Origin of the sequence: Frigoribacterium sp. 9N (assembly GCF_902506305.1) — a bacterium.
GTDB lineage: Bacteria > Actinomycetota > Actinomycetes > Actinomycetales > Microbacteriaceae > Frigoribacterium.
Genome location: NZ_LR733390.1, coordinates 21,878 through 41,533, shown reverse-complemented (window position 1 = coordinate 41,533; position 19,656 = coordinate 21,878). Strand labels below are relative to the sequence as shown.

Sequence of the window (19,656 nt, the reverse complement as noted above, 5' to 3'; positions counted from 1 at the left end):
GGCAGGGTGCTGGCGGTCATCGTTCTTCTCCTGCGGTGGTGGCGGAGGTCGTGACGGCCCCGGCCGTGTCGCGTCGCAGCACGAAGCGCTGGTAGACGAGGGCGACGACGAGCGAGATGAGGAACAGCACGACCGCGACGGCGTTGCCGTAGCCGTAACTGCCCGAGGTGCGGCCGTTGGCCACCATGTAGGTCGCCATGGTCGACGTGCCGGCGGTGGCCGCGATGTACTGACCCCAGATGATGTAGACGAGGTCGAACAGCTGCAGTGAGCCGATGATCGACAGGAACGCCCAGATGCGCAGCGTCGGTCCGAGCAGCGGCAGCGTGATGCGGCGCTGGATCTGCCACCAGCTCGCGCCGTCGATGGCCGCGGCCTCGCTGAGCTCCTCGGGCACGCCCTGCAGCCCGGCCAGGAAGAGGATGACGGCGAAGCCGACGTACTTCCAGGTGATGATGACGAGCAGGGTCCAGATCGCGATGCTCGGGTCGGCGAGCCAGTCGGTCGCGAACGAGCCGAGGCCGACCTTGGTGAGCAGGTCGTTGACGGCGCCGCTGCCCTGGAGCATGAGGCTCCAGCCCGTACCGACGACGACCTCGCTGATGACGTAGGGCACGAAGATCAGCACGCGGATGAGCGACTGACCGCGCAGCTTGCGGTTGAGCAGCAACGCGAGCCCGATGGCCACAGGGCCCTGCAGCACGAGCGAGAGCACGACGATCGTGGCGTTGTGCCGCAACGCGTCGAGGAAGGTCGGGTCCTGGAAGATCGTGACGTAGTTGCGGAACCCGACGAAGTCGGTCGGCGGGCCGAAGCCCGACCAGCTGAAGAAGCCGTAGTAGGCGGCCATCACGATCGGGAAGACCACGAACGCCAGGAACACGACGAGGGCGGGACCTACCAGCAGGGCGATCTCGAGGCCGCGGGCGCCACGCCCCTTCCGGGACACGGCCCGGGAGGCCGCCGGGGGCGAGGCGAGTGCCTCGCCCCCGGCGGTGGCGTGAGGCCGCGAGGGTGCGGCGGGCCGCACGGAGGGTTCGCGGAGACTCACGATCCGACCTCTACGCCTTCTTGGCGGCGGCGTCGACGGCGTCGACGAACTGCTGCGGCGTGCCGTCACCCGAGAGCAGGTCGACCACGGCGACGTTCATCGCGTTGCCGACGTTCAGGCCGTAGACGGTGTCGAGCCACTGCGAGACGAAGGGGGCGTCGTTGTAGGCGCTGAGCACGTCCTGCAGGTAGGGCTCGGTGACGGCCTCCTGGGCGACCGTGTTGACGGGAGGCGCGTTGAAGGCCTTGTAGTAGGCCGTCTGCACGTCGGGGGTCGCCAGGTAGTTCAGGAAGTCGACGCACGAGTCGGGCGCACCGGCCGAGCACGAGTACCCGTCGACCCCACCCATGATGGCGCCGGTCTCGCCGTCACCGCCGTCGACGGCGGGGAAGGGGAACCAGCCCAGGTCGGACAGCGGCTGCTGGTCGGGCGTGAGCGAGGCGATGACGCCCGGGTTCCAGGCACCCATGAGCTCCATGCCCGCCTGGTGGTTGGCGATCAGGCCGGCCGAGCTGCCGGCGCCCTGCTGGGCCGCCGTGGTGAGGAACCCGTCGTTGAACGGCTCGGTGTCGCGGAAGTCGGCGAGGTCCTCGGCCGCCTTGACCCAGCAGTCGTCGCTGAAGTCACGGTCGGTCGCGGCCTTCTCGAGCACGTCCGAGCTGCACGAACGCAGCGCGAAGAAGAAGTACCAGTGGGCGGCGGGCCAGGCGTCCTTGGCGCCGAGCGCGACGGGCGAGACGCCCGAGCCCTTCAGGGCGGTGACGGCCTGGTCGAGCTCGTCCATCGTCTTCGGGGCCTCGGTGATGCCGGCGGCGTCGAAGAGGTCCTGGCTGTACCAGAAGCCACCGGGGAGCACGGCGACGGGCATCGAGTACACCTTGCCGTCGACCGAGCCCGACCCGAAGGTCCCCTCGCTGATGTCCTGCTTCGCGTCGTCCGAGATGACGTCGGTGAGGTCCTTGACCTGTCCGGCCGAGACCATGGCCTGGAGCTTGCCGCCGCCGCGCTGCAGGAACACGTCGGGGGCGTCGCCCGAGTTGAGGGCGGTCTGCAGCTTGCTGTCGAAGTCCTCGTTCTGCACGGTCTGGACGTCGATCTTCACGTCCGGGTTGGCCTTCTCGAAGTCGGCCGCGGTGGCCGTCCAGAAGTCCTGGCCGGGGCCGGTCGTCGAGTTCTGCCACAGGGTGAGCGTGCCGTCGTCCGACCCGCTTCCGCCCCCGGTGCTGCAGCCGGTCAGCAGTCCCGCTCCGATCAGCAGGGCCGCAGACCCGGCCAGGAGCCGTCGAGATGTGGTCATGGTTCCACCTTTTCCTCTTCGTTGAGCGGCCGTGGTCGGCCGAGCGTGCCGTGCTCCGATGCGCGGCATGGCCTCAGTGTCGAAAACGTCCGGACCGGTGTCAAACGTTTTCGAAAACCATTTCCGTCGGGCTAGGCTGCCGACGTGATGACGGCACGGGTGACGATCCACGACGTGGCACGAGCTGCCGGGGTGTCGGTCGCGACGGTGTCCAAGGCGGTCAACGGCCGCTACGGCGTCTCGGCCCAGGCGATCGAGCGCGTGATGGCGGCGGTGGACGAGCTCGGTTACGAGTCGAGCCTGGTGGCCAGCAGCATGCGGGCCCGCCGCACCGGGGTGATCGGCGTGCTCGTGGCCGACTTCGAGCCGTTCAGCTCGGAGGTGCTCAAGGGGGTCGGGGCGGCCGTCCGGTCGAGGGGCGCCGAGTACGACCTGCTGGCCTACAGCGGGGCGCACCGCGGCGAGAACACCGGGTGGGAGCGTCGCTCGCTCAGCCGGTTGAGCGGCACGCTGATCGACGGCGCGATCCTCGTCACGCCCTCGGTGCTGACCACCGCCGCGAGCATCCCCGTGGTGGCCGTCGACCCGCACACCGGGCGCACCGACCTGCCGTCGGTCGAGGGCGACAGCCGGGGCGGGGCGCTGCTCGCCGTCGAGCACCTGCTCGGCCTGGGGCACCGTCGCATCGGCTTCCTGGCCGGACGCCCCGACCTGCGCTCGGCGTCGTTGCGCGAGGCGGGCTACGTGCAGGCGCTCCGGGCGGCCGGCATCACCCGCGACCCGGCGCTGACCCGCAACGGCGACTTCGAGTTGACGGCCTCGCGCCAGGCGGCCCGCTCGCTGCTGACGAGCCCCGACCGGCCGACGGCCGTCTTCGCCGCCAACGACCTCTCGGCCATCGCCCTGCTGCGCACCGCGCTCGACCTCGGCCTGCGGGTGCCCGACGACCTCAGCATCGTCGGGTTCGACGACATCCCCGAGGCCTCCCGCGAGTCGCCTCCGCTGACCACCGTGCAGCAGCCGATGCAGCGGCTCGGCAGCGCGGCGGCGGGCATGCTCTTCACGATGCTCGAGGGCGGCGAACCGGCCGCGCCCGAGGTGCAGCTGCCGACGCGGCTCGTGGTGCGCGGGACGACGGGGCCGCCGCGCGGGTGAGCCCGGCGGAACCGGTTGCCTGTTTACACTTCCCTACGCGTCGGCGTACCCTTGTGTGCATGCCTGAGCAGAGCGTGGCCGACTACGCCGCCAAGAACGGCCTGTCGGTTCGACGTGTCCAGGCCCAGGCTGCGAGCGGCGCACTGCCCGCACGACGGGTCGCGGGGCGTTGGCTGATCGATGAGTCGCTCGAACACCGTGCCGTCGCACGGCGCCCTCTCGGTGCGCGCATGCAGAAGGCCCTGTCCGCACGACTCGAGGATCTCGACGACGGGTTGACGCCTACGGAGAAGGTGCGCCTCGTGAGGCACCTCGACGACTTGCGGTCAGCCGACGACCCCGCCGACCTGATCTGGGCGTGGTTCCGACCTCGGCAGCCCCTGCGACTCGACGGACTCGCGAGCGACGTCGCCGACCTCCCCGGCGACGCCCGAATCGTCCCGTCCGGGTTCAGCGACCCTCGCGCCGGGATCGCGGCCGCCGGAATGCTCGAGGCCCACGTCGGCACCGACGACCTCGACGCCGTACTCGACGACTTCATCCTCGAACCCTCCGACCGGCCGACCGTCCTGTTGCACGTCGACGACGCCCGCCCCGTCCATCCGGTGCCACTAGCGGTCCTTCTCGTGGATCTCGCACAGAGTCCCGGGCCGCGCGAGCGTGCCCAGGTGGGCCGTCTCGTGGCCGAGCGCCTGTCATGACGATCGTCGCCCCCGTCATGACCCCGGCTCAGGCAGCCGCATGGCATTCCCTCTTCGCCGTCCACCGACGACTGCCGACCGGCTGGTGCCTCGTCGGAGGCCAGATGGTCCATTCGTTGTGCTGGGAGCACGGAATCACCGCATCCCGCCCCACCGAGGACGCCGACGCCGCACTCGACGTCCGGGCACACCCCCGGATGCTCTACGACTTCACCCGCAGCCTGGCGGACCTCGGTTACGGGCCGGACGGTGAATCGTGGAACGGGCACCACCACCGGTGGGTCAACGGGTCGGCACAGATCGACGTCCTGATCCCTCGCTTCCTCGGCGAGCGTGCCGATTCCCGACGTGGCGCATCAGGTGGGACGACGATCGCTTCCGCGGGCGCACAAGGGGCGCTGAACCGAGCAGGGCCCGTGCGGATCGAGGTCGCCGGTGTCGTCGGGACGGTTCTCCGGCCGACGTTGCAAGGAGCCTTGTTCGCGAAGGCGGCTGCTCTCGTCAACGACGATCCGAATCCCGACCGCCATCTCCTCGACATCGCCTTGCTCGGCACGGCGGTGGGCAGGACCGTGCGTCTCGCCGAAGGCGCGACCACCGTCGAGAAGCGTCGCCTGCTCTCCGCCCTGGAACGGCTCGATCGCCGCCCGGCTCTGACGGCCGGGATCGACCGCGGCCCCGGGGTGACCCGCCGACTCCGACTCGCCCTGGACCGGACCTGACGACCCCGCAGACCCCGGTGTCGCCCTTGACACCAGAGTCCGTGCCGAGAGTTCGGGCTCCCGACCGTGCCGACGGTTCGGGCCGCCGACGGCGTGCCGCGACAGGGTCGGTCGGACACGGGGCACCCCAGGAGGCACCCGGGCATGTCTTCGGAGCGGCACGCCTCCCCCGTTTGGGCGACGTCGCGCGAAAACGGGAACGCAGGAGGCGCGGGTCACGCGACCCGCGCCTCCTGCGTCCTCGGGGCCGTCAGGCCCGGCCGATCAGGCCCAGAGGAACGGCACCACGAACACCAGCAACGTGACGACCGGTCCGATGACCACCATCGAGAGGCCCCATCGGGTCAGGTGGCGGTAGAGGCGCGGACGATCCTCTTCCACGCCCGAGGCGACGATGGTCGCGCCGGTCGTGCCGAACGGGGCGCAGTCGACGAGCGACGCGGAGATCGCCAGGGCGTAGATGAAGCCGGTCATCTCGAGTCCGCCGCCCGGCACGAGCAGGGGGACGGCGAGCGGGATGAGCGCACCCAGGATGCCGATGGTCGACGCGAAGGCCGACACGAGTCCGGCGATCACGCAGATGACGAACGCGGCGAGCAGCGGCGACGAGACCGACCGGGCGACCTCGCCGAGCTGGTCGATGGCACCGAGCCGCGTCAGCACGCCGACGTAGGTGATGATCCCGCCGAGCAGCAGGATGGTGTTCCAGTCGACGCGCGCCAGCGACGCCCGGCCCACGTCTGGCTTCACGAAGGCGAGGAAGACGGCGAGCGTCAGCGCCACGGCACCGAGGTTCAGGTCGACGTCGAGCAGCGTGATCGTGAAGAAGCCGACGATCAGCACGGGGATGCTCACGAGCACGACGACCTGGTAGGCGCCCAGCCGGGTGGCCGTGGCCGGCTCCGTCAGCACGGCCGTGCCGCCCGCACCGCGCCCCGTACCTGCACCTGCACCTGCACCGCGCCCGGCACCGCGCGTGCCGCCGGTCCCGCCGCCTGCCGTCGTGGCCCGGGCCGCGCCCGCCGCCCGGGTCCGGGCGATCAGCTCGCGACCGCCGAACAGGAAGAACGCGACCAGCACGACGAGCGTGTTGACGCCCACCGAGAGGCCGAACATGAGACCCGGGTTGTAGGGGATGCCCGAGGCCCGCGCCACCGTCATGACCGTGATGCCGTTGATGCTGGTCGGGGCGAGGGCACCGCCGACGATGGCCGAGCTCATGACGATGCCCATCATCGTCGAGTGGATCTTGTGCTTGTGCGCCAGGCTCATCGCGATCGGCACGATCGTGAACGCCGCGTGCGACGTGCCGAGGCAGGCGACCAGCGTGCCGATGACGAACATCGCCCACGGGATCAGCGCCACGCGGTCGCCGATCAGCCCGACCGAGCGGTCGACCAGCCAGTCGACCACCCCGGTCTCGCGGGCTATGCCGAACAGGTAGGTGATGCCGAGCAGGATCAACAGGGCGTCGACCGGGAATCCGCCGAGGACGTCGTCCAGGCTCTCGCCCACGACGAGCACGCCGACGAGGAGGGCCGCGACGAGCGCCAGGGCTCCCATGTGCACGTTGCGGATCGCCGAGAGGGCGAAGACGGCCACGAGGACGATCAGCGCGACGAGCTCGACGCTCACGAGGTCGCCGCCGGGGTGGGTTCGGTCGGGTCGGGGGTGTAGGGCATCGTCGTCGATCTCCTGGTTCGGGGTGTCGCGGGTGGAGTGGGGTCGGCGGGCGTGGGGTCGGCGGGCGTGCGGTCGGTCATGGTCGTCGTCCTTCGGGAGCGTCGGCGGGCAGGGCGGGGCGTCCGCTCGACCCGTCGACGACGAGGAGCGGTGCTACGCCATGGGCGGCGGGCACCCGGCGATCTCACCGTGGGCGTTGCTGCCCCACAGGCTCATCCAGCCGTTCGTGCCGCAGGTGCGCTTCGTCAGCACGAGCCGCTTCGGGAACGCCTGCTGCGCCGTGCGCGCCCGGCGCGGGGCGCGGGACGGGCAGGCGGGTGACGACATGCCCACCAGGGTACCGCCGGGCCCCGGGGAGCAGGCCGGGACGCCGCCCACCCGCGGGTCCCACGGTGCCGGCCCGCGCCTCCTGCGCTCTCGGGGCGGGACTCCTGCGCTCTCGGGGCGGAGCGCACCGCCAACTGAGCGTCGCACCGCGTGTTTCGGCGGTGCGACGTTCAGCCGGCGGTGCGACCTGCGCCTCCTGCGGTCAGGCGACCGGGCCGCCGCGCCCGCCCGGTCGAGGTCGCACCACGCCCGCGTCGTCCAACCACGCACGAGGGTGGTTCGACGACGCGGGCGTGGTGCCACCCGGTTCTCGTCGGACCAGGAGGCGCGGCGACGGTCAGGAGGCGCGGCGCACGTCAGGAGGCGCGGCGCACGTTCTCGACGAAGCCCGCGGCCCGCACGCGCAGGCTCGCGATGCGCTCGAGTCGGGCCGCCTCGGCGTCGAACCCGAGGTAGGCCTCGGCCGGCAGCACGTGCACGTTGGCCGAGCACTCGAACCCGCCGCAGACGAGCGTGCCCACGGTGTCGCCGTTGCGTCCGGCCGCGCCGGCTCGCTTGGCGCCGTAGAACAGCACGTCGGCCGGCAGGCGGACGTCCTGGCACCAGGTGCACTGCGCACGCTGCCGGGGCGAGGCCTCGGCCTGCCGCAGCACGACGCCGGCGACCGCGGGGCCCGGCTCGCCGTCCGCGTCGAGCGTCGGCACGACGACGTAGGCCCGGCGGGCGAGCCTGGGGTCTCGCCAACCGAGGTACTCGAGGTCGGTCCAGTCGAGGTCGGCGAACTCGGGCGGCAGCGTCAGGTCGGCTGCTTCTCGGCGGCTCGCGTTGACGAACGAGGCGCGGACGGTCTTCTCGGTCAGGGGGATCATGTGGTTCTCCGGTCGTCGGGCCCGGGGCACGGTGACGTCGACGCGCACACCCGCGCGATCGGCGACCGCGCGGGTGCCCGCCGTCGACGCGTCGGCCGACCCGGGTGTTCTCGTGGGATCGTGCCGGGGCTCCAGCCCACGCGGCACGGGTGCGCGGTCGGACCTCGACGGTCGATCCGCGGCGGAGACGCGACTACCTGCAGCCGGCGCACGCGGCGCCGACGACCCCCTCACGCCCGGTGGGCGTCGCAGGTGCGGACGGGATCTTCACCCGGCCACCCTACGACCGTGAGCGCTCCTCGGCAACGGCGCCCGCGCCTCCTCGTCCTGGCCGGGTCGCACCACGCCCGCGTCGTCGAACCACGCTCCAGGGTGGTTCGACCACGCGACGATGGTGCGACCCGATCAGGAGGCGCGGGTCGCGTCCCCGAGGCCGGCGACGGCCACAGCGCACCACGAAAGGGACGTCGCACCGCCGAGTTCGGCGGTGCGACGTCCAGTCGGTGGTGCGACGTGCGGGGTCAGCCCGCGTGGCGCCCGTGGTGGTCGGGGTCGCTGCCGTCGGGGACGGCGTCCACGGGGGCGGTCGGGTCGACGTGCGAGACGTGCCCGTCACCGGAACCCGAGCCCGAGCCCGCGTCCGCGTCCGAGCCCGAGCCCGAGCCCGAGCCCGACGCGTCGCCGGCCGAGGCGTGCGGCCGCGACCGCTCGAGGGAGGCGCCCTCGACGTCGACGTCGGGCAGGATGCGGTCGAGCCACTTCGGCAGCCACCACGCGGCGTCGCCGAGCAGGTGCATCACGGCCGGGATCAGCAGCAGGCGCACGACGAACGCGTCGACCAACACGCCGAGGGCGAGGCCCAGGCCGATCGACTGGATCATCACCGAGTTCGAGAACACGAAGCCCGAGAAGACCGCCGTCATGATCAGCGCCGCGGCCGTGACCACCGTGCGACCGGCGTGGACGCCGCGCTGCACGGCCAGGCGGGCCGGCGAGCCGTGGGCGTACGCCTCGCGCATGCCGCTGACCAGGAACAGCTGGTAGTCCATCGCGAGCCCGAACAGCACGCCGACCATCAGGATCGGCAGGAAGCTCAGGATCGGCCCCGGGTCGTGCACGCCGAAGACCGGGCCGAGCCAGCCCCACTGGAACACCGCGGTGACGCCGCCGAACGCGGCGAACAGCGACAGCACGAAGCCGATGGTGGCGGTGATCGGCACGAGGATCGAGCGGAACACGAAGATCAGGATGATCAACGACAGCCCGACCACGACGAGCAGGTAGAGGGGCAGGGCACCGGCCAGCTTCTCGCTGACGTCGATGTTGCCCGAGGCGTTGCCTGCCACGCCGAGCGACGAGACGTCGTCGATGTCGAGGCCGCGCAGGTCGCGGACGAGCTGCTCGGTCGACTCGGCGGTCGGTCCGCCCTTCGGCACGACCTGGAACGCCAGCAGGGTGTCGTCGTCCGAGGCGCCGATGGGGGCGACCGCGGCGACGTCGTCTTGGTCCTTGAGGATCGTGCCGATGCGCACCTGCTCGGAGACGAGGTCGTCGTCCGAGATCGCGGTCGGCAGGTCGGCCACGACGACCAGGGGGCCGTTGACGCCGGCACCGAACTTCTCGTCGATCAGCTTGTAGGCCTTGTAGGCGCTCGAGTCGACCGGCTCGGACGACCCGGCGGGCAGGCCGAGGCGCATCGAGAGCGCGGGGATGGCGACGATCAGCAGCACGGCGACGCCGGCCACGAGGGTCAGCACGGCGCGGGTGGTGCTCATCGGCTTGGTCGGCACGCGGACGGCACCCGTGTTGCCGACGTTCTTCCGAGCCTTCTTGGTGAGGATGCGCAGGCCGACGAGGCGCAGCAGCGCCGGGGTGAGCGTGATGGCGATCAGGATCGCCACGAACACGCAGACGGCGCCGACGGTGCCCATCAGGCCGAGGAAGGGGATGCCGGTCAGGTTCAGTGCGAGCAGGGCGATCAGCACGGTCGAGCCGGCGAAGACGACCGCGTTGCCCGACGTGCCGTTGGCCAGGCCGATCGACTCGTGCAGCGGCACCCCTTCTTTCAGCTGGGTGCGGTGCCGGTTGAGGATGAACAGCGAGTAGTCGATGCCGACCGCGAGGCCGAGCATCACGCCCAGCACGGGCGTGACCGACAGCATCTCGACGGCACCAGAGAGCGACAACGAGGCGAGCACGCCGACGCCGACGCCGATCAGGGCGTTGACGAGGGGCAGGCCGGCACCGATGAGCGTGCCCAGCATGACGAACAGCACGATGGCCGCGATGACCACGCCGGCCACCTCGCCCGGGCCGAGGATCTCGGGGATGCTGGCCGCGATGTCGTTCGACACCTCGACCTGGACGCCGTCGATGTCGGCGTCGTTCATCGCCTCGACGACGGCCTCCTTGTTCTCGCTCGTGACGAGGTTGAGCGCCTTGTCGAACTGGATGCTGGCCACGGCCGTGGTGCCGTCGGTCGACACCTGACGGATGCCGTCGGTCAGTTCGAGCAACGACGCACCCTGCTCGAGCGTGGTGCTCTGCGTCTCGAGTTCGGCCTTGCCCGCGTCGAGGGTGGACTGCTGCGTGGCGATCTGCTGCGTCCCCGCGTCGAGCTGCGCCTGCTGTGCCTCGAGTTGCGGCGTGGCGGCGGCCAGTGCGGCCCCGCCGGCGGCCTGCGCCTGGGCCTTCGCGGCGTCGAGCTGCTGCTGGCCGGCGGTGATCTGGGCCTTCGCGGCGTCGATCTGCGCCTGGCCCGAGGTGATCTGGGCCTCGCCGGCGGCGATCTGGGCCCGACCGTCGGTGATCTTCTGCCCCTGGTCGTCGATCTGCTGTTGGGTCGCGAAGGGATCGGTCGTGCCCTTGACGTCGTCCAGCTCCTTCGCGTCGGTCAGCAGGGCCGCGATGTCGGACTTCTGCTGGTCGGTGAAGGCCGCATCGTCGGCGGTCGTGAAGACGACCGTTCCGGTGCCGCCGCTCGCCTGGGGGAACTTCTCGGCGAGTTCGTCGCTGACCTTCTGGGTCGCCGTGCCGGGGATGCTGACGGCGGTGGTCAGCGTGCCGCCGAACAGCGCGAAGGCGCCGCCGGCGAGGCCGAGCACGACCAGCCAGGCCACGATGACGAGCCAGGCCCGCCGGGCCGAGAACCGGCCGAGTCGATAGAGCAGGGATGCCATGGGTGTCTGTTCCTCCAGGGGTGGTGCGGGGTGATGCGGGTTGCGGTGGTGGGCCTCACGTCGCGTCGTCGAGAAGGAGGTGCGGGTCGGCCGGGCGTGCCGGCCGACGGGTCAGGGGGTGGTCGGGTCGGGCTCCGTCGGGCCGGCCGCGGGGGTCTCGGCGGCCGAGGGCGCCGCATCGACCGCGGGCGTCCGGGCGCCCGCCGGCGGCGGCCCGTAGCCGGCGCGGATGCTCGTCGTCACCCGGTCGAGCAGGTCGGCCCAGACGTCGCGGCTGTCCGCGTCGACCACGGCGCCGGTCCGCGTGATCCAGTGGCGCGCGACGACGGCGATGCCGTTCATCAGCGAGCTGACGAGCACCTCGGCCTCGAGCGGGTCGGTGGCCGGGCTGCGCTCGGCCATCTCGATCGAGAGCTGCTCGGTGACGCGGGTGAAGACGTCCTGGATCAGGCTGTGCGACCGCGGGTCGCCGCCGTCGTCGCCGAGGACGCCCCAGAGGTACGAGACGACGGCCGGCAGGTCGATGCCCTGCATGGCCTGGATGATCTCGGCGAACAAGGAGGCGCGGCTGCCGTCGCCGACGGGCGTCGCGGCGGTCGCGGCCCGGAACTCGTCGACGGCGCCGGTGAGCACGCGGGTGCAGGCCGTCATGACGACCTCGTCGAGCGACGAGAAGTGGTTGAAGACCGTGCGGCGCGAGACGTCGGCACGCTCGGCGAGCTCGTCGACGCTGAATCGGGGCGCCCCGCGCTCGGCGATGAGTGCGTCGGCGGCGTCGAGGATCGCCTGGCGGTGCTTCGCCTTGAGAGCGGCACGGCGGTCGGGCACCAGGGTCTTGACGGTCACCTGCCTACACTAAGTGCAGCGACGCACTCGGTGCACCCACAGCGGCTGGGGAGTCGCTGGGACTTGCGCGGCCGGTACGCGGCCTCCGTACCCCGCCGCCCCGCGCCTCCTCGTCCTGCCGACCGGACGAAGAGGGGCGCCCCCGGCGCACGGCCACGGGACGCCCCTGCCCCGGCGGCTAGTCGGCGGCGATCTCGCGGAGGGTGGCGAGATGCGCGGCCCAGGCCTCGCGCCCGGCCGGCGTCGCCTTGAGGCTCGTCCGGGGCCGCTTGCCGACGAACCCCTTCGTCACGGCGACGTAGCCCGCCGCCTCGAGGGCGCTGACCTGCTTGCTCAGCGTCGAGTCGGTCACCTGCACGGCGTCGCGCAGGTCACGGAAGTCGAGACCCTCGGCCGCGGCGAGCGCCGCCATCATCGAGAAACGGACGGGCTGGTGCAGCAGCTCGGACAGCCGGAGGCGCGGGTGCGGTCGCGCGGTCATCGTCGCGCCTCGCGCACCTCGACGGCCGCGCAGGCGACCGACACCGCGAGCAGGACCGCCGCCATGACGGCACTGCCGACGACGTCCTGGCCCTGCGAGAAGCCGACGACGAGCATGGCCCCGACGTAGCAGGCGAAGAACGCGGCCAGGTAGGCCATCCAGCGCCGGCCGAAGCCGACGCGGGCCGACCTCCTCAGCAGGACGAACGCCACGACCAGGACGGCGATCCAGACGAGCAGGCCACCCATCGCGACGAAGTAGGCGGTGCCCGTCGTGAGCCCCATGGCGAGGGTGCCCATCGACGCGGCGGCACCCAGGCCGAGCAGGAAGGCGACGGCGGGCCAGCTCGCCGCCGACGTCGCGCTGCGGCCCACGGCGTCCGCCCGGTCGAGCAGGCGCCGGGCCTCGGCGGAGTCGGGGGTGCCGGTCGTGCCGGTGAGGTCAGCGGTCATGGTGGTCGTCCTCTCGTAGGACTCCCACTCTAGAAAGTACTTTCACGATAAGCAAGTACTTTCTCGTCGATTCGATCGAGTGGGCAGAAGATGTTCGTCCCCCGCGGCGGAAGGACGTCTTCTGCCCACTCGACCGGCCCGTCGAGGCCGGGGCGTCCGGTCGGGCGCCGCCGGGGCCGCGCTAGATCGTCTCGTCGAGGTCGAGCAGACGGGCGCTCTCGTCCCACAGGCGTCGGGCGAGGTCGGCGTCGGCCGCCTGACGGGCCACGCGACCGGGGGCCTTGAGGCGGTCGAAGTAGTTGCCGCTCGGCGCCGGTACGGTCGCCACCCCCGCGAGGCGGATCAGCGGCTCGGCTCCGTCCTCGGTCGAGACGGCCAGGCGCTTGGCCGCGGTCATGAACGCGCCGTCGCCACCGAAGCCCGAGGCGACGAACCCGGGGTGGAACGCGAACGCGTCGACCCCGCCGCCGGCGCGGGGCAGGCGTCGGGCCAGTTCACGGGTGAACAGCACGTTAAGCAGCTTCGAGGTGCCGTAGGCGCGGAAGCCGCCGGCCCACGCACCCCGTGCGTTGTCGAGGTCGTCGAGGTCGACCTTGCCGAAGAGGTTGCCGGCACTCGAGGTCTGGACGATGCGGACCGACCCGGCCGGCGCCTCCTTCGCCGTCTCGAGGAGGCGCGGCGTCAGCAACGCGGTCAGGAGGAAGGGAGCGAGGTGGTTGCCCTGGAACGTCGTCTCGTGGCCGTCGACGGTCAGCGAGCGCTCGGGGATCGTGGCGCCGGCGTTGTTCGCCAGGACGTGGATGCGCGGCAGCTCGGCGAGCAGCTGCTCGGCCAGGTCGCGGACGGTCGAGAGGTCGGAGAAGTCGGCGAGGTAGGCGGTGCCGCCGATCTCGTGCGCGACGGTGCGGGTGCGGTCGGGGTTGCGGCCGACGACGGCGACGGTGGCTCCGAGGCGGGCGAGCTCGCGGGCGGCGGCGCGGCCGATGCCCGAGCTGGCTCCGGTGACGACGACGGTCCGGTCGTCGAGGCGGGCGGCGGGAGGCAGGGTGACGGTCATGCAGGGGACGCTAGGCGGGATGCGCTGGGGCCGGGTCGGCGGTAGGCGTTCTCTCGGCAGGCGTACAGCCGCGCGGGCCCCCGCCCGCGGTAGCGTCGCATTACGAGACGAAGTGTCTCGATTCAGGGCGTGGTTTCCGCGCCTCGACCCGACCCTCCTCAGAGAAGAGACGACATGTCCGACGCCACCGCCCCCCTGACCGGCTCCCGCACCATCGGCACCTGGCTCGATCACCCCGAGGGCGGGCCGGCGCTCCGGGCCGCCCTCGGGCAGGGAGGCGCGTTCGACGAGGGCGCGCTGGCCCCGGTCCGCGGCCTGCCGCTGCAGCAGCTGGTCGCGATGAGCCAGGGGCAGGTGCCGCAGGAGCTGGTCGACGGCCTGGTGCTGCAGGTCAACGGCGGCGTCGTGCCCGACGAGGCGGTCGAGGCCGACGGTCCGTGGCGCGAGACCGTCACCCCCGGTCGCTTCGCCGGCAAGACCGTGATCGTCACGGGAGCGGCGTCCGGCATCGGCCGGGCGACGGCGTCGCGGGTGGCACGCGAGGGCGGTCGCGTCGTCGCCGTCGACCTCTTCGCCGACAAGCTGGAGGCACTGGTCACCTCCCTGCCCGACGCCGACGTGGTCACCGTGGCCGGCGACATCACGAAGCAGGACGACATCGACGCGATCGTCGCGGCGGCCGGCGACCGCATCGACGCCCTGGCCAACATCGCCGGCATCAACGACGACTTCTCGCCCCTGCACGAGACGAGCGACGCCATGTGGGACCGCGTGATCGGCATCAACCTCACCGGCGGGTTCAAGCTGTCGCGCGCCGTGATCCCCGTGATGCTCGGGGCCGGGCGCGGCTCGGTCGTCAACGTGGCCTCGGAGGCGGGACTGCGCGGCAACGCGTCGGGCAACGCGTACACGGTGTCGAAGCACGGCGTCGTCGGCCTGACCAAGTCGGCGGCCTTCATGTACGCGAAGCAGGGCATCCGGGTCAACGCGGTGGCACCCGGCGGCGTGGCGACGGGCATCCCGTTCCCGGCGAACGTGTCCGAGGCGGGGTCGGCGCGGCTCCGTCCGTTCCAGGCGGCGATCCCGACGATCGCGACGGCCGAGGAGCTCGCGGCGTCGATCACGTTCCTGCTGAGCGACGACGCGGTGAACGTCAACGGCGCGATCCTCGCGAGCGACGGCGGCTGGTCGGTCCAGTAGGAGGGGTGGGGCCGCGGCGGGCGTGCGGGAGGATGGACCGGTGACCACCGCACGCCCCGGCCGCGCCCGCAGCGAGGCCGCCCGCCTCGCGATCCTCGACGCGACCCGCGACGAGCTGGCCGAGCGCGGCTACGACAAGCTCTCGCTCGACCGCATCGCCGCGGCGGCGGGGGTCGGCAAGGCGACGATCTACCGCTGGTACCCGGCGAAGGCGGCGCTGGTGGCCGAGGGGATGCTCACGGGACACCTGCTGCCCCACCTCGAGGTGGCCGACACGGGCGACGTCCGTCGGGACGTGCTCGACTGGCTCCGCGCCTCCTTCTCGACCTTCGCCTCGCCCGCGGCGGGCGGGCTGATCCGCGCGTCCATCGCGGCGACCGCCGAGGACGCCGCCGTCGCCGAGCACTACGAGGAGCGTGTCACCTCGGTCACGCGGGCGGCACTGCTCGCCCGCCTCGAGTCCGGGAGGCGCGCGCGGCAGATCCGGGACGGCGCCCCCCTCGAGGCCCTCGTCGAGTCGCTGATCGGCACCGTGCTGCTGCACGTCGTGACGCGCCGCGATCCCAGGCCGGCCGCGCTCCAGGCCACGGTGGACCTGCTGTTCGACGGCGTCGCGGCGCGGTCGGACTGACGCGTCACCGCCCGTCCATCGCCTCCTCCACAGAAGGGCGCCGAGCGTGCCCGAAGGCGTGCGCCCGTGGAGGGACGCCTCCATCGCCTCCAGTAGCAGTGGGTGGTGTCCGAGGGCAGCCTCTGAGCAGGTCGCGCGGGCCCGACGAGCCGGCGTCGTACTCCGGTGACGCGCCACCGGGGCCCATCGTTGGTCACCCGACCAACGTCGACCGTGATCGCGTGCATCGCGCCGCCGGTGGCCACAGGATCGTTCTCGCAAGGCAGTTCCACTCGACAACACGAAGCACCGCAACTCGAACTCCTACGACAACGAAAGAGGACGAACCATGAGCAAGCTGAAGTCGAAGACCGCCACGATCATCGCCGCCGTCGCCGTGAGCGGCGTCGCCGTCACGGGGCTGAGCGGATTCGCCGCCGCACCCGCACAGGCGGCGACCACCGCCCCCGCCTCGCCGGAGTCCAGCACCGGCAGCCCGATCACGGGCAGCGTCACCCTCGACCCGCTGGCCATCGTCAGCGCGATCAGCGCCGCCGTCAACGACCAGGGCGACCGGTCGGGCGCCGTGCTGGCCGCCCTGGACGTCGGCTACTACAACGCCGGCAACCCCGACCGGCTCACGGTCGCGGTCGTGAACAAGAACCAGGACATCACCGTCGAGGGCTCGATCGCCGACGCCCAGCCGATCGACATCAAGGGTGGAAGCTACGTCATCTACTGGTTCGACGGCCCCGGCAAGGTCACCAACAACGGTGACGGCGGCTACCTGAACTGGGGCGTGCTCGGCAACAACGTCAAGACCGACAACGTCATCAGCATCAACGGCGGCTGACCCCGCCGCGGCACCGCGGAACCGCCCCGACGTCCTCACCGGACGCCGGGGCGGTTCCGCGTGCGCCGTCAGGCCGGCGGCAGGGCAGGAGGCGCGGGTCGGTTCGGCGCCTCGACCGCCGCCTGGCCGTCCCGACGGCGCCCCCGCCGCACGATGCGCGACCGGATGACGCCCTTGACGAACGCGACCGAGACGAGCGCCGTCCGGTTCGGGGCGCTCCACGTCCGCATCAGACGGGCCAGGTGCCAGGCCACGGCCTGGCGGCTGTAGGCCGTCTCGCGGGCGATCTCGGCGTTCGAGAGGCCGTAGGCGGTGAGCGTGAGCATCTGCCGCTCGACGTCGTCGAGGTCGGGGGCGTCGGCCACGAGGTCGAGCACGACGTCGGGCCCCGGGGCCGCAGGGGGTGGCTGGGGGCCGCCCGCGCCTCCTGGTCCCCCGCCCGGCGGGGCGGCGACGAGACGGGGCCGGTGCCGCGCCCACTCCTCGGCCCAGCAGGTCCCGAGTTCGTGGGCGACCTGCGAGGCGCGCGCCATCGCGAGGACGAGCGCCCCGGCCTGCCCGCCCGACGCCGAGTGCATGACGAGCGAGAAGATGCGCAGCGCGGGCAGGGCGCCCCGCAGGACGACGGCCAGGTCGACGTCGGGGCAGGCCGCACTGCGGCGGGCGACGGCACGCAGCTCGTCGAGGCACGAGGCCGACACCGGACGACCGTGCTCGACCGCGGCGAGGGCCGGACCGAGCACGATCGGCACGATCTCGGCGTACCGGTCGCGCAGCCACGACCGGCCGGTCGCCCCGACGTCCTCGAGCGAGCAGTCGAGCAGCAGGTCGCTGAACTCGTCGTGCCGGGCGTCGAGCCGCAACCCGAGGGGCTGACCCGGACGCATGATCGTGGTCGGGCGGCCCGTCGCGGCGCCGCCCGTCGTCGGGCGGTCCGCGGGGACGCCACCCTGCTCGGTCAACGTCCCACCCCCGGTCGCGGCGCCGGCGCCCCTGGCCGGTCGGCCCGCCTCGCGGGCACGTTCCGAGCCTAGGAGCGACGAGCCGGTCGCACAGTCGGCTGGCTGGCCGACCGCGGTGTCCCCCGCAGGGGCCGGACCGACGCGACGGCGTGCCCGCCGGGCCGGTTCACCGGCCGGTCGCGGGCGCGGCGAACACCACGCGCACGACCAGACCGCCCGAAGGAGGCGCGTCGAGGGTCAGCGTCGCCCCGTGCGTCTCGACGACGGCCGCGACCAGGGCCAGGCCGAGTCCGTGGGAGCCGGCGACCCGACCCGCCGACCGGTGGAACGGCTCGGTCAGTCGCCCGACCTCGGCCGGGTGGAGCACGGCCCCGCCGTTGGACACGATCAGGGTCGGCGCCCCCGAGCCGTCGGTGCCGACCGTCACGTCGAGCCGGCCGCCGGGTTCGTTGTGGCCGATGCCGTTGCGGACGAGGTTGCCGACGAGCACCGAGAGCAGGGCCCGGTCGCCCGTGACCTGCGCGGGGCGGGCGACGCAGTGCACCTCGACCCGCGCCCGGGCGGCGGCGGACGCCGAGGCGGCCACCACCTCGTCGACCACGGCGACGAGGTCGACCGCGTCGGCGGCGACGCCGTCACCGGACTGGACGTCGGACAGCGTCAGCAGGGCCTCGACCGTCTCGATGCTGCGGGTGTTCATCTCGCGCAGGCGTCGGATCGTCACGGACGGCGGCGAGCCGGCCGCGAGGGCCGCGTCGAGCATCGCCTGCGTCGTCGCGAGGGGCGTGCGGAGCTCGTGCGAGGCGTTGGCGGCGAAGCGACGTTGGGCCTCGTACGAGCGGTCGAGCCGATCGAGCATGTCGTCGAACGTGGTCGCGAGACGGCCGAACTCGTCGTCGGGGCGCCCGGGTGCGAGCGCGGCGAGCCGCTGCCGGAACGACCCCGCGGCGCCGTGTTCGGCCTCGCGCGCCGCACTCGCGAGGTGCTCGACCGGGCGGAGGAGGCGCCCGGCGACCACCCAGCTCAACCAGACGCCGACGACCAGCGCGACGACGAACACGATCGACGACGTCGTGAGCAGGACGCGCAGAAGGTCGTTCTCGCCCGAGATCGTGACCGCCGCGCGCAGCTCGGCGGTCTCGGCGACGGGCGACGGCCCGGCGGTGGCGACGCCGCCGTCGCCCGCCGGCGCCCACGTCGCCGTCGGCGACGCGGGGTCGCCCGCGCCGGCGCCCGGCGCGTGCAGGGCGGTGATCCGGTAGTCCGGGACGAAGCGCATCACCAGGAACACGGACGCCACGATCGACAGGCCCACGACCGTCAGCACCGCGCTGACGGTGGCGGTGAGCCGGAGACGGGCGCTGCCCCGGTGACGCAGCCCGCGCCTCCTGGGCTCTGCGGCCGACGAGCCGGTCTCGACGGTCACCGGTCGCCCCCGTCGGCGACGGCCTCGGCGTCCTCGGCGGCGATGCGGTAGCCGCTGCCGGGGACGGTGTGGATCACCCAAGGCTCGCCGAGGCGTCGCCGGAGGTTCGAGATCGTGACCCGCACCGAGTTGGTGAACGGGTCGGCGTTCTCGTCCCAGGCCTTCTCGAGCAGGCGCTCGGCACTGACCACGCCCCCGTCGGCCTCGAGCAGCACGCCGAGCACCGCGAACTCCTTCCGGGTGAGCCTCACGTACCGGCCGTCACGGTAGACCTCGCGGCGGAACGCGTCGTACCGCAGGTCGCCCCGGACCGTGACCGGCGGGCGCGACCGACGCGGGCGCCGGGCGAGCGAGCGCATCCGGGCGATCAGCTCGGGGAACTCGAACGGCTTGGCGAGGTAGTCGTCGGCACCGAGCTCGAAGCCGTCGACCTTGTCACGGGTGCGTCCGGCCGCGGTCAGCATCACGATGCCCGGACCGTCGCCGGCCGCCGCCACCACGGCGCAGACCTCGTCGCCGTGCGTGCCCGGCAGGTCGCGGTCGAGCAGCACGACGTCGTAGTCGTTCAGCGCGATCGCCTCGAGAGCGGCGTCGCCGTCGTGCACGACGTCGACGGCCATCGCGTGGCGCTCGAGGACGCTCTGGACGGCCTCGGCGAGGTACACCTCGTCCTCGGCGACGAGTACGCGCATGGTGGCTCCTGTTCGGGTCGGGACGGACGGGACGCGGACGCCCCTCTCCAGTGTGACATGTCGGATGTCACCAAAACGTAAAGCCCGCCGTTT

Annotated in this window: 19 protein-coding genes; 6 read left to right on the top strand and 13 right to left on the bottom strand. The window is 72.5% G+C overall.

Going from position 1 to position 19,656, the window contains the following annotated elements:
• Window positions 1–16: 16 nt before the first annotated feature.
• Together ARTHRO9V_RS00205 and ARTHRO9V_RS00200 are read right to left on the bottom strand one after the other, a co-directional pair.
• Window positions 17–1,051, bottom strand: a complete 1,035-nt coding sequence (locus tag ARTHRO9V_RS00205; protein WP_056047131.1) for a carbohydrate ABC transporter permease — start codon at window positions 1,049–1,051, stop codon at window positions 17–19.
• Window positions 1,052–1,061: 10 nt separating this feature from the next.
• Window positions 1,062–2,348 carry an ABC transporter substrate-binding protein gene (locus ARTHRO9V_RS00200; RefSeq protein WP_159824788.1) on the bottom strand — a complete coding sequence of 429 codons (1,287 nt, stop codon included), beginning with the start codon at window positions 2,346–2,348 and terminating at the stop codon, window positions 1,062–1,064.
• A 147-nt stretch (window positions 2,349–2,495) separates the two neighbouring features.
• Here ARTHRO9V_RS00200 and ARTHRO9V_RS00195 point away from each other — a divergent pair, with 147 nt between their 5' ends.
• From ARTHRO9V_RS00195 to ARTHRO9V_RS00185, 3 genes are read left to right on the top strand one after another with little or no spacing between them, the layout of a single operon-like run.
• Window positions 2,496–3,503 carry a LacI family DNA-binding transcriptional regulator gene (locus ARTHRO9V_RS00195; protein ID WP_123571912.1) on the top strand — a complete coding sequence of 336 codons (1,008 nt, stop codon included), beginning with the start codon at window positions 2,496–2,498 and terminating at the stop codon, window positions 3,501–3,503.
• 59 nt (window positions 3,504–3,562) lie between these two features.
• The gene (locus ARTHRO9V_RS00190) at window positions 3,563–4,204 is read left to right on the top strand and encodes a hypothetical protein (protein WP_123571913.1); all 642 of its coding nucleotides are present in this window, start codon (window positions 3,563–3,565) and stop codon (window positions 4,202–4,204) included.
• Window positions 4,201–4,926, top strand: coding sequence for a hypothetical protein (locus ARTHRO9V_RS00185; protein ID WP_056047144.1), 726 nt, complete (start codon window positions 4,201–4,203; stop codon window positions 4,924–4,926). The genes ARTHRO9V_RS00190 and ARTHRO9V_RS00185 overlap by 4 nt, the downstream gene beginning before the upstream one ends.
• 264 nt (window positions 4,927–5,190) lie before the next feature.
• On the opposite strand, the gene ARTHRO9V_RS00180 is transcribed toward ARTHRO9V_RS00185, so the two are convergent.
• The 8 genes from ARTHRO9V_RS00180 to ARTHRO9V_RS00145 all read right to left on the bottom strand — a co-directional run bounded on the left by ARTHRO9V_RS00180 (window position 5,191) and on the right by ARTHRO9V_RS00145 (window position 13,820).
• Entirely contained in the window at window positions 5,191–6,561 is a 1,371-nt protein-coding gene (locus tag ARTHRO9V_RS00180) for an SLC13 family permease (protein WP_123571915.1), read from the bottom strand.
• A gap of 201 nt (window positions 6,562–6,762) precedes the next feature.
• Entirely contained in the window at window positions 6,763–6,936 is a 174-nt protein-coding gene (locus ARTHRO9V_RS00175) for a hypothetical protein (RefSeq protein ID WP_159824777.1), read from the bottom strand.
• Window positions 6,937–7,292: 356 nt separating this feature from the next.
• Window positions 7,293–7,805: an FBP domain-containing protein gene (locus ARTHRO9V_RS00170; RefSeq protein ID WP_159824775.1), complete on the bottom strand. Its 513-nt coding sequence runs from the start codon at window positions 7,803–7,805 to the stop codon at window positions 7,293–7,295.
• A 521-nt stretch (window positions 7,806–8,326) separates the two neighbouring features.
• Entirely contained in the window at window positions 8,327–10,984 is a 2,658-nt protein-coding gene (locus ARTHRO9V_RS00165; protein ID WP_159824773.1) for an MMPL family transporter, read from the bottom strand.
• A gap of 111 nt (window positions 10,985–11,095) precedes the next feature.
• A complete protein-coding gene (locus tag ARTHRO9V_RS00160) occupies window positions 11,096–11,830 on the bottom strand; it encodes a TetR/AcrR family transcriptional regulator (RefSeq protein WP_159824771.1) in 735 nt (244 codons plus the stop codon).
• Between the two features lie 178 nt (window positions 11,831–12,008).
• Window positions 12,009–12,311, bottom strand: coding sequence for a transcriptional regulator (locus ARTHRO9V_RS00155; RefSeq protein WP_056043893.1), 303 nt, complete (start codon window positions 12,309–12,311; stop codon window positions 12,009–12,011).
• On the bottom strand, window positions 12,308–12,763 hold the full coding sequence (locus tag ARTHRO9V_RS00150; RefSeq protein ID WP_123571383.1) for a chemotaxis protein CheY: 456 nt from the start codon (window positions 12,761–12,763) through the stop codon (window positions 12,308–12,310). The genes ARTHRO9V_RS00155 and ARTHRO9V_RS00150 overlap by 4 nt, the downstream gene beginning before the upstream one ends.
• Window positions 12,764–12,944: 181 nt before the next feature.
• A complete protein-coding gene (locus ARTHRO9V_RS00145) occupies window positions 12,945–13,820 on the bottom strand; it encodes an SDR family NAD(P)-dependent oxidoreductase (RefSeq protein WP_159824769.1) in 876 nt (291 codons plus the stop codon).
• 174 nt (window positions 13,821–13,994) lie between these two features.
• On the opposite strand from ARTHRO9V_RS00145, the gene ARTHRO9V_RS00140 reads away from it, so the two are divergent.
• The 3 genes from ARTHRO9V_RS00140 (at window position 13,995) to ARTHRO9V_RS00130 (ending at window position 16,483) form a co-directional block, all read left to right on the top strand.
• Window positions 13,995–15,020: an SDR family NAD(P)-dependent oxidoreductase gene (locus ARTHRO9V_RS00140; RefSeq protein WP_159824767.1), complete on the top strand. Its 1,026-nt coding sequence runs from the start codon at window positions 13,995–13,997 to the stop codon at window positions 15,018–15,020.
• Between the two features lie 40 nt (window positions 15,021–15,060).
• Complete coding sequence (locus ARTHRO9V_RS00135) at window positions 15,061–15,651, top strand: TetR/AcrR family transcriptional regulator (protein ID WP_159824765.1); 591 nt, start codon at window positions 15,061–15,063, stop codon at window positions 15,649–15,651.
• A gap of 328 nt (window positions 15,652–15,979) precedes the next feature.
• Complete coding sequence (locus ARTHRO9V_RS00130) at window positions 15,980–16,483, top strand: hypothetical protein (protein WP_056043909.1); 504 nt, start codon at window positions 15,980–15,982, stop codon at window positions 16,481–16,483.
• A gap of 68 nt (window positions 16,484–16,551) precedes the next feature.
• On the opposite strand, the gene ARTHRO9V_RS00125 is transcribed toward ARTHRO9V_RS00130, so the two are convergent.
• The 3 genes from ARTHRO9V_RS00125 to ARTHRO9V_RS00115 all read right to left on the bottom strand — a co-directional run bounded on the left by ARTHRO9V_RS00125 (window position 16,552) and on the right by ARTHRO9V_RS00115 (window position 19,563).
• Window positions 16,552–17,445, bottom strand: coding sequence for a LuxR C-terminal-related transcriptional regulator (locus ARTHRO9V_RS00125; RefSeq protein ID WP_056043912.1), 894 nt, complete (start codon window positions 17,443–17,445; stop codon window positions 16,552–16,554).
• A 166-nt stretch (window positions 17,446–17,611) separates the two neighbouring features.
• Complete coding sequence (locus tag ARTHRO9V_RS00120) at window positions 17,612–18,871, bottom strand: HAMP domain-containing sensor histidine kinase (RefSeq protein WP_159824763.1); 1,260 nt, start codon at window positions 18,869–18,871, stop codon at window positions 17,612–17,614.
• A complete protein-coding gene (locus tag ARTHRO9V_RS00115) occupies window positions 18,868–19,563 on the bottom strand; it encodes a response regulator transcription factor (protein ID WP_159824761.1) in 696 nt (231 codons plus the stop codon). The genes ARTHRO9V_RS00120 and ARTHRO9V_RS00115 overlap by 4 nt, the downstream gene beginning before the upstream one ends.
• Window positions 19,564–19,656 lie beyond the last annotated feature (93 nt).

Bases quoted from the DNA above. Each gene is read 5' to 3' on its own strand.
- ARTHRO9V_RS00175 (WP_159824777.1), bottom strand. From the start codon at position 6,936: ATGTCGTCACCCGCCTGCCCGTCCCGCGCCCCGCGCCGGGCGCGCACG.
- ARTHRO9V_RS00185 (WP_056047144.1), top strand. From the start codon at position 4,201: ATGACGATCGTCGCCCCCGTCATGACCCCGGCTCAGGCAGCCGCATGG.
- ARTHRO9V_RS00200 (WP_159824788.1), bottom strand. From the start codon at position 2,348: ATGACCACATCTCGACGGCTCCTGGCCGGGTCTGCGGCCCTGCTGATC.
- ARTHRO9V_RS00150 (WP_123571383.1), bottom strand. From the start codon at position 12,763: ATGACCGCTGACCTCACCGGCACGACCGGCACCCCCGACTCCGCCGAG.
- ARTHRO9V_RS00170 (WP_159824775.1), bottom strand. From the start codon at position 7,805: ATGATCCCCCTGACCGAGAAGACCGTCCGCGCCTCGTTCGTCAACGCG.
- ARTHRO9V_RS00115 (WP_159824761.1), bottom strand. From the start codon at position 19,563: ATGCGCGTACTCGTCGCCGAGGACGAGGTGTACCTCGCCGAGGCCGTC.
- ARTHRO9V_RS00140 (WP_159824767.1), top strand. From the start codon at position 13,995: ATGTCCGACGCCACCGCCCCCCTGACCGGCTCCCGCACCATCGGCACC.
- ARTHRO9V_RS00145 (WP_159824769.1), bottom strand. From the start codon at position 13,820: ATGACCGTCACCCTGCCTCCCGCCGCCCGCCTCGACGACCGGACCGTC.
- ARTHRO9V_RS00195 (WP_123571912.1), top strand. From the start codon at position 2,496: ATGACGGCACGGGTGACGATCCACGACGTGGCACGAGCTGCCGGGGTG.
- ARTHRO9V_RS00190 (WP_123571913.1), top strand. From the start codon at position 3,563: ATGCCTGAGCAGAGCGTGGCCGACTACGCCGCCAAGAACGGCCTGTCG.
- ARTHRO9V_RS00155 (WP_056043893.1), bottom strand. From the start codon at position 12,311: ATGACCGCGCGACCGCACCCGCGCCTCCGGCTGTCCGAGCTGCTGCAC.
- ARTHRO9V_RS00165 (WP_159824773.1), bottom strand. From the start codon at position 10,984: ATGGCATCCCTGCTCTATCGACTCGGCCGGTTCTCGGCCCGGCGGGCC.
- ARTHRO9V_RS00130 (WP_056043909.1), top strand. From the start codon at position 15,980: ATGAGCAAGCTGAAGTCGAAGACCGCCACGATCATCGCCGCCGTCGCC.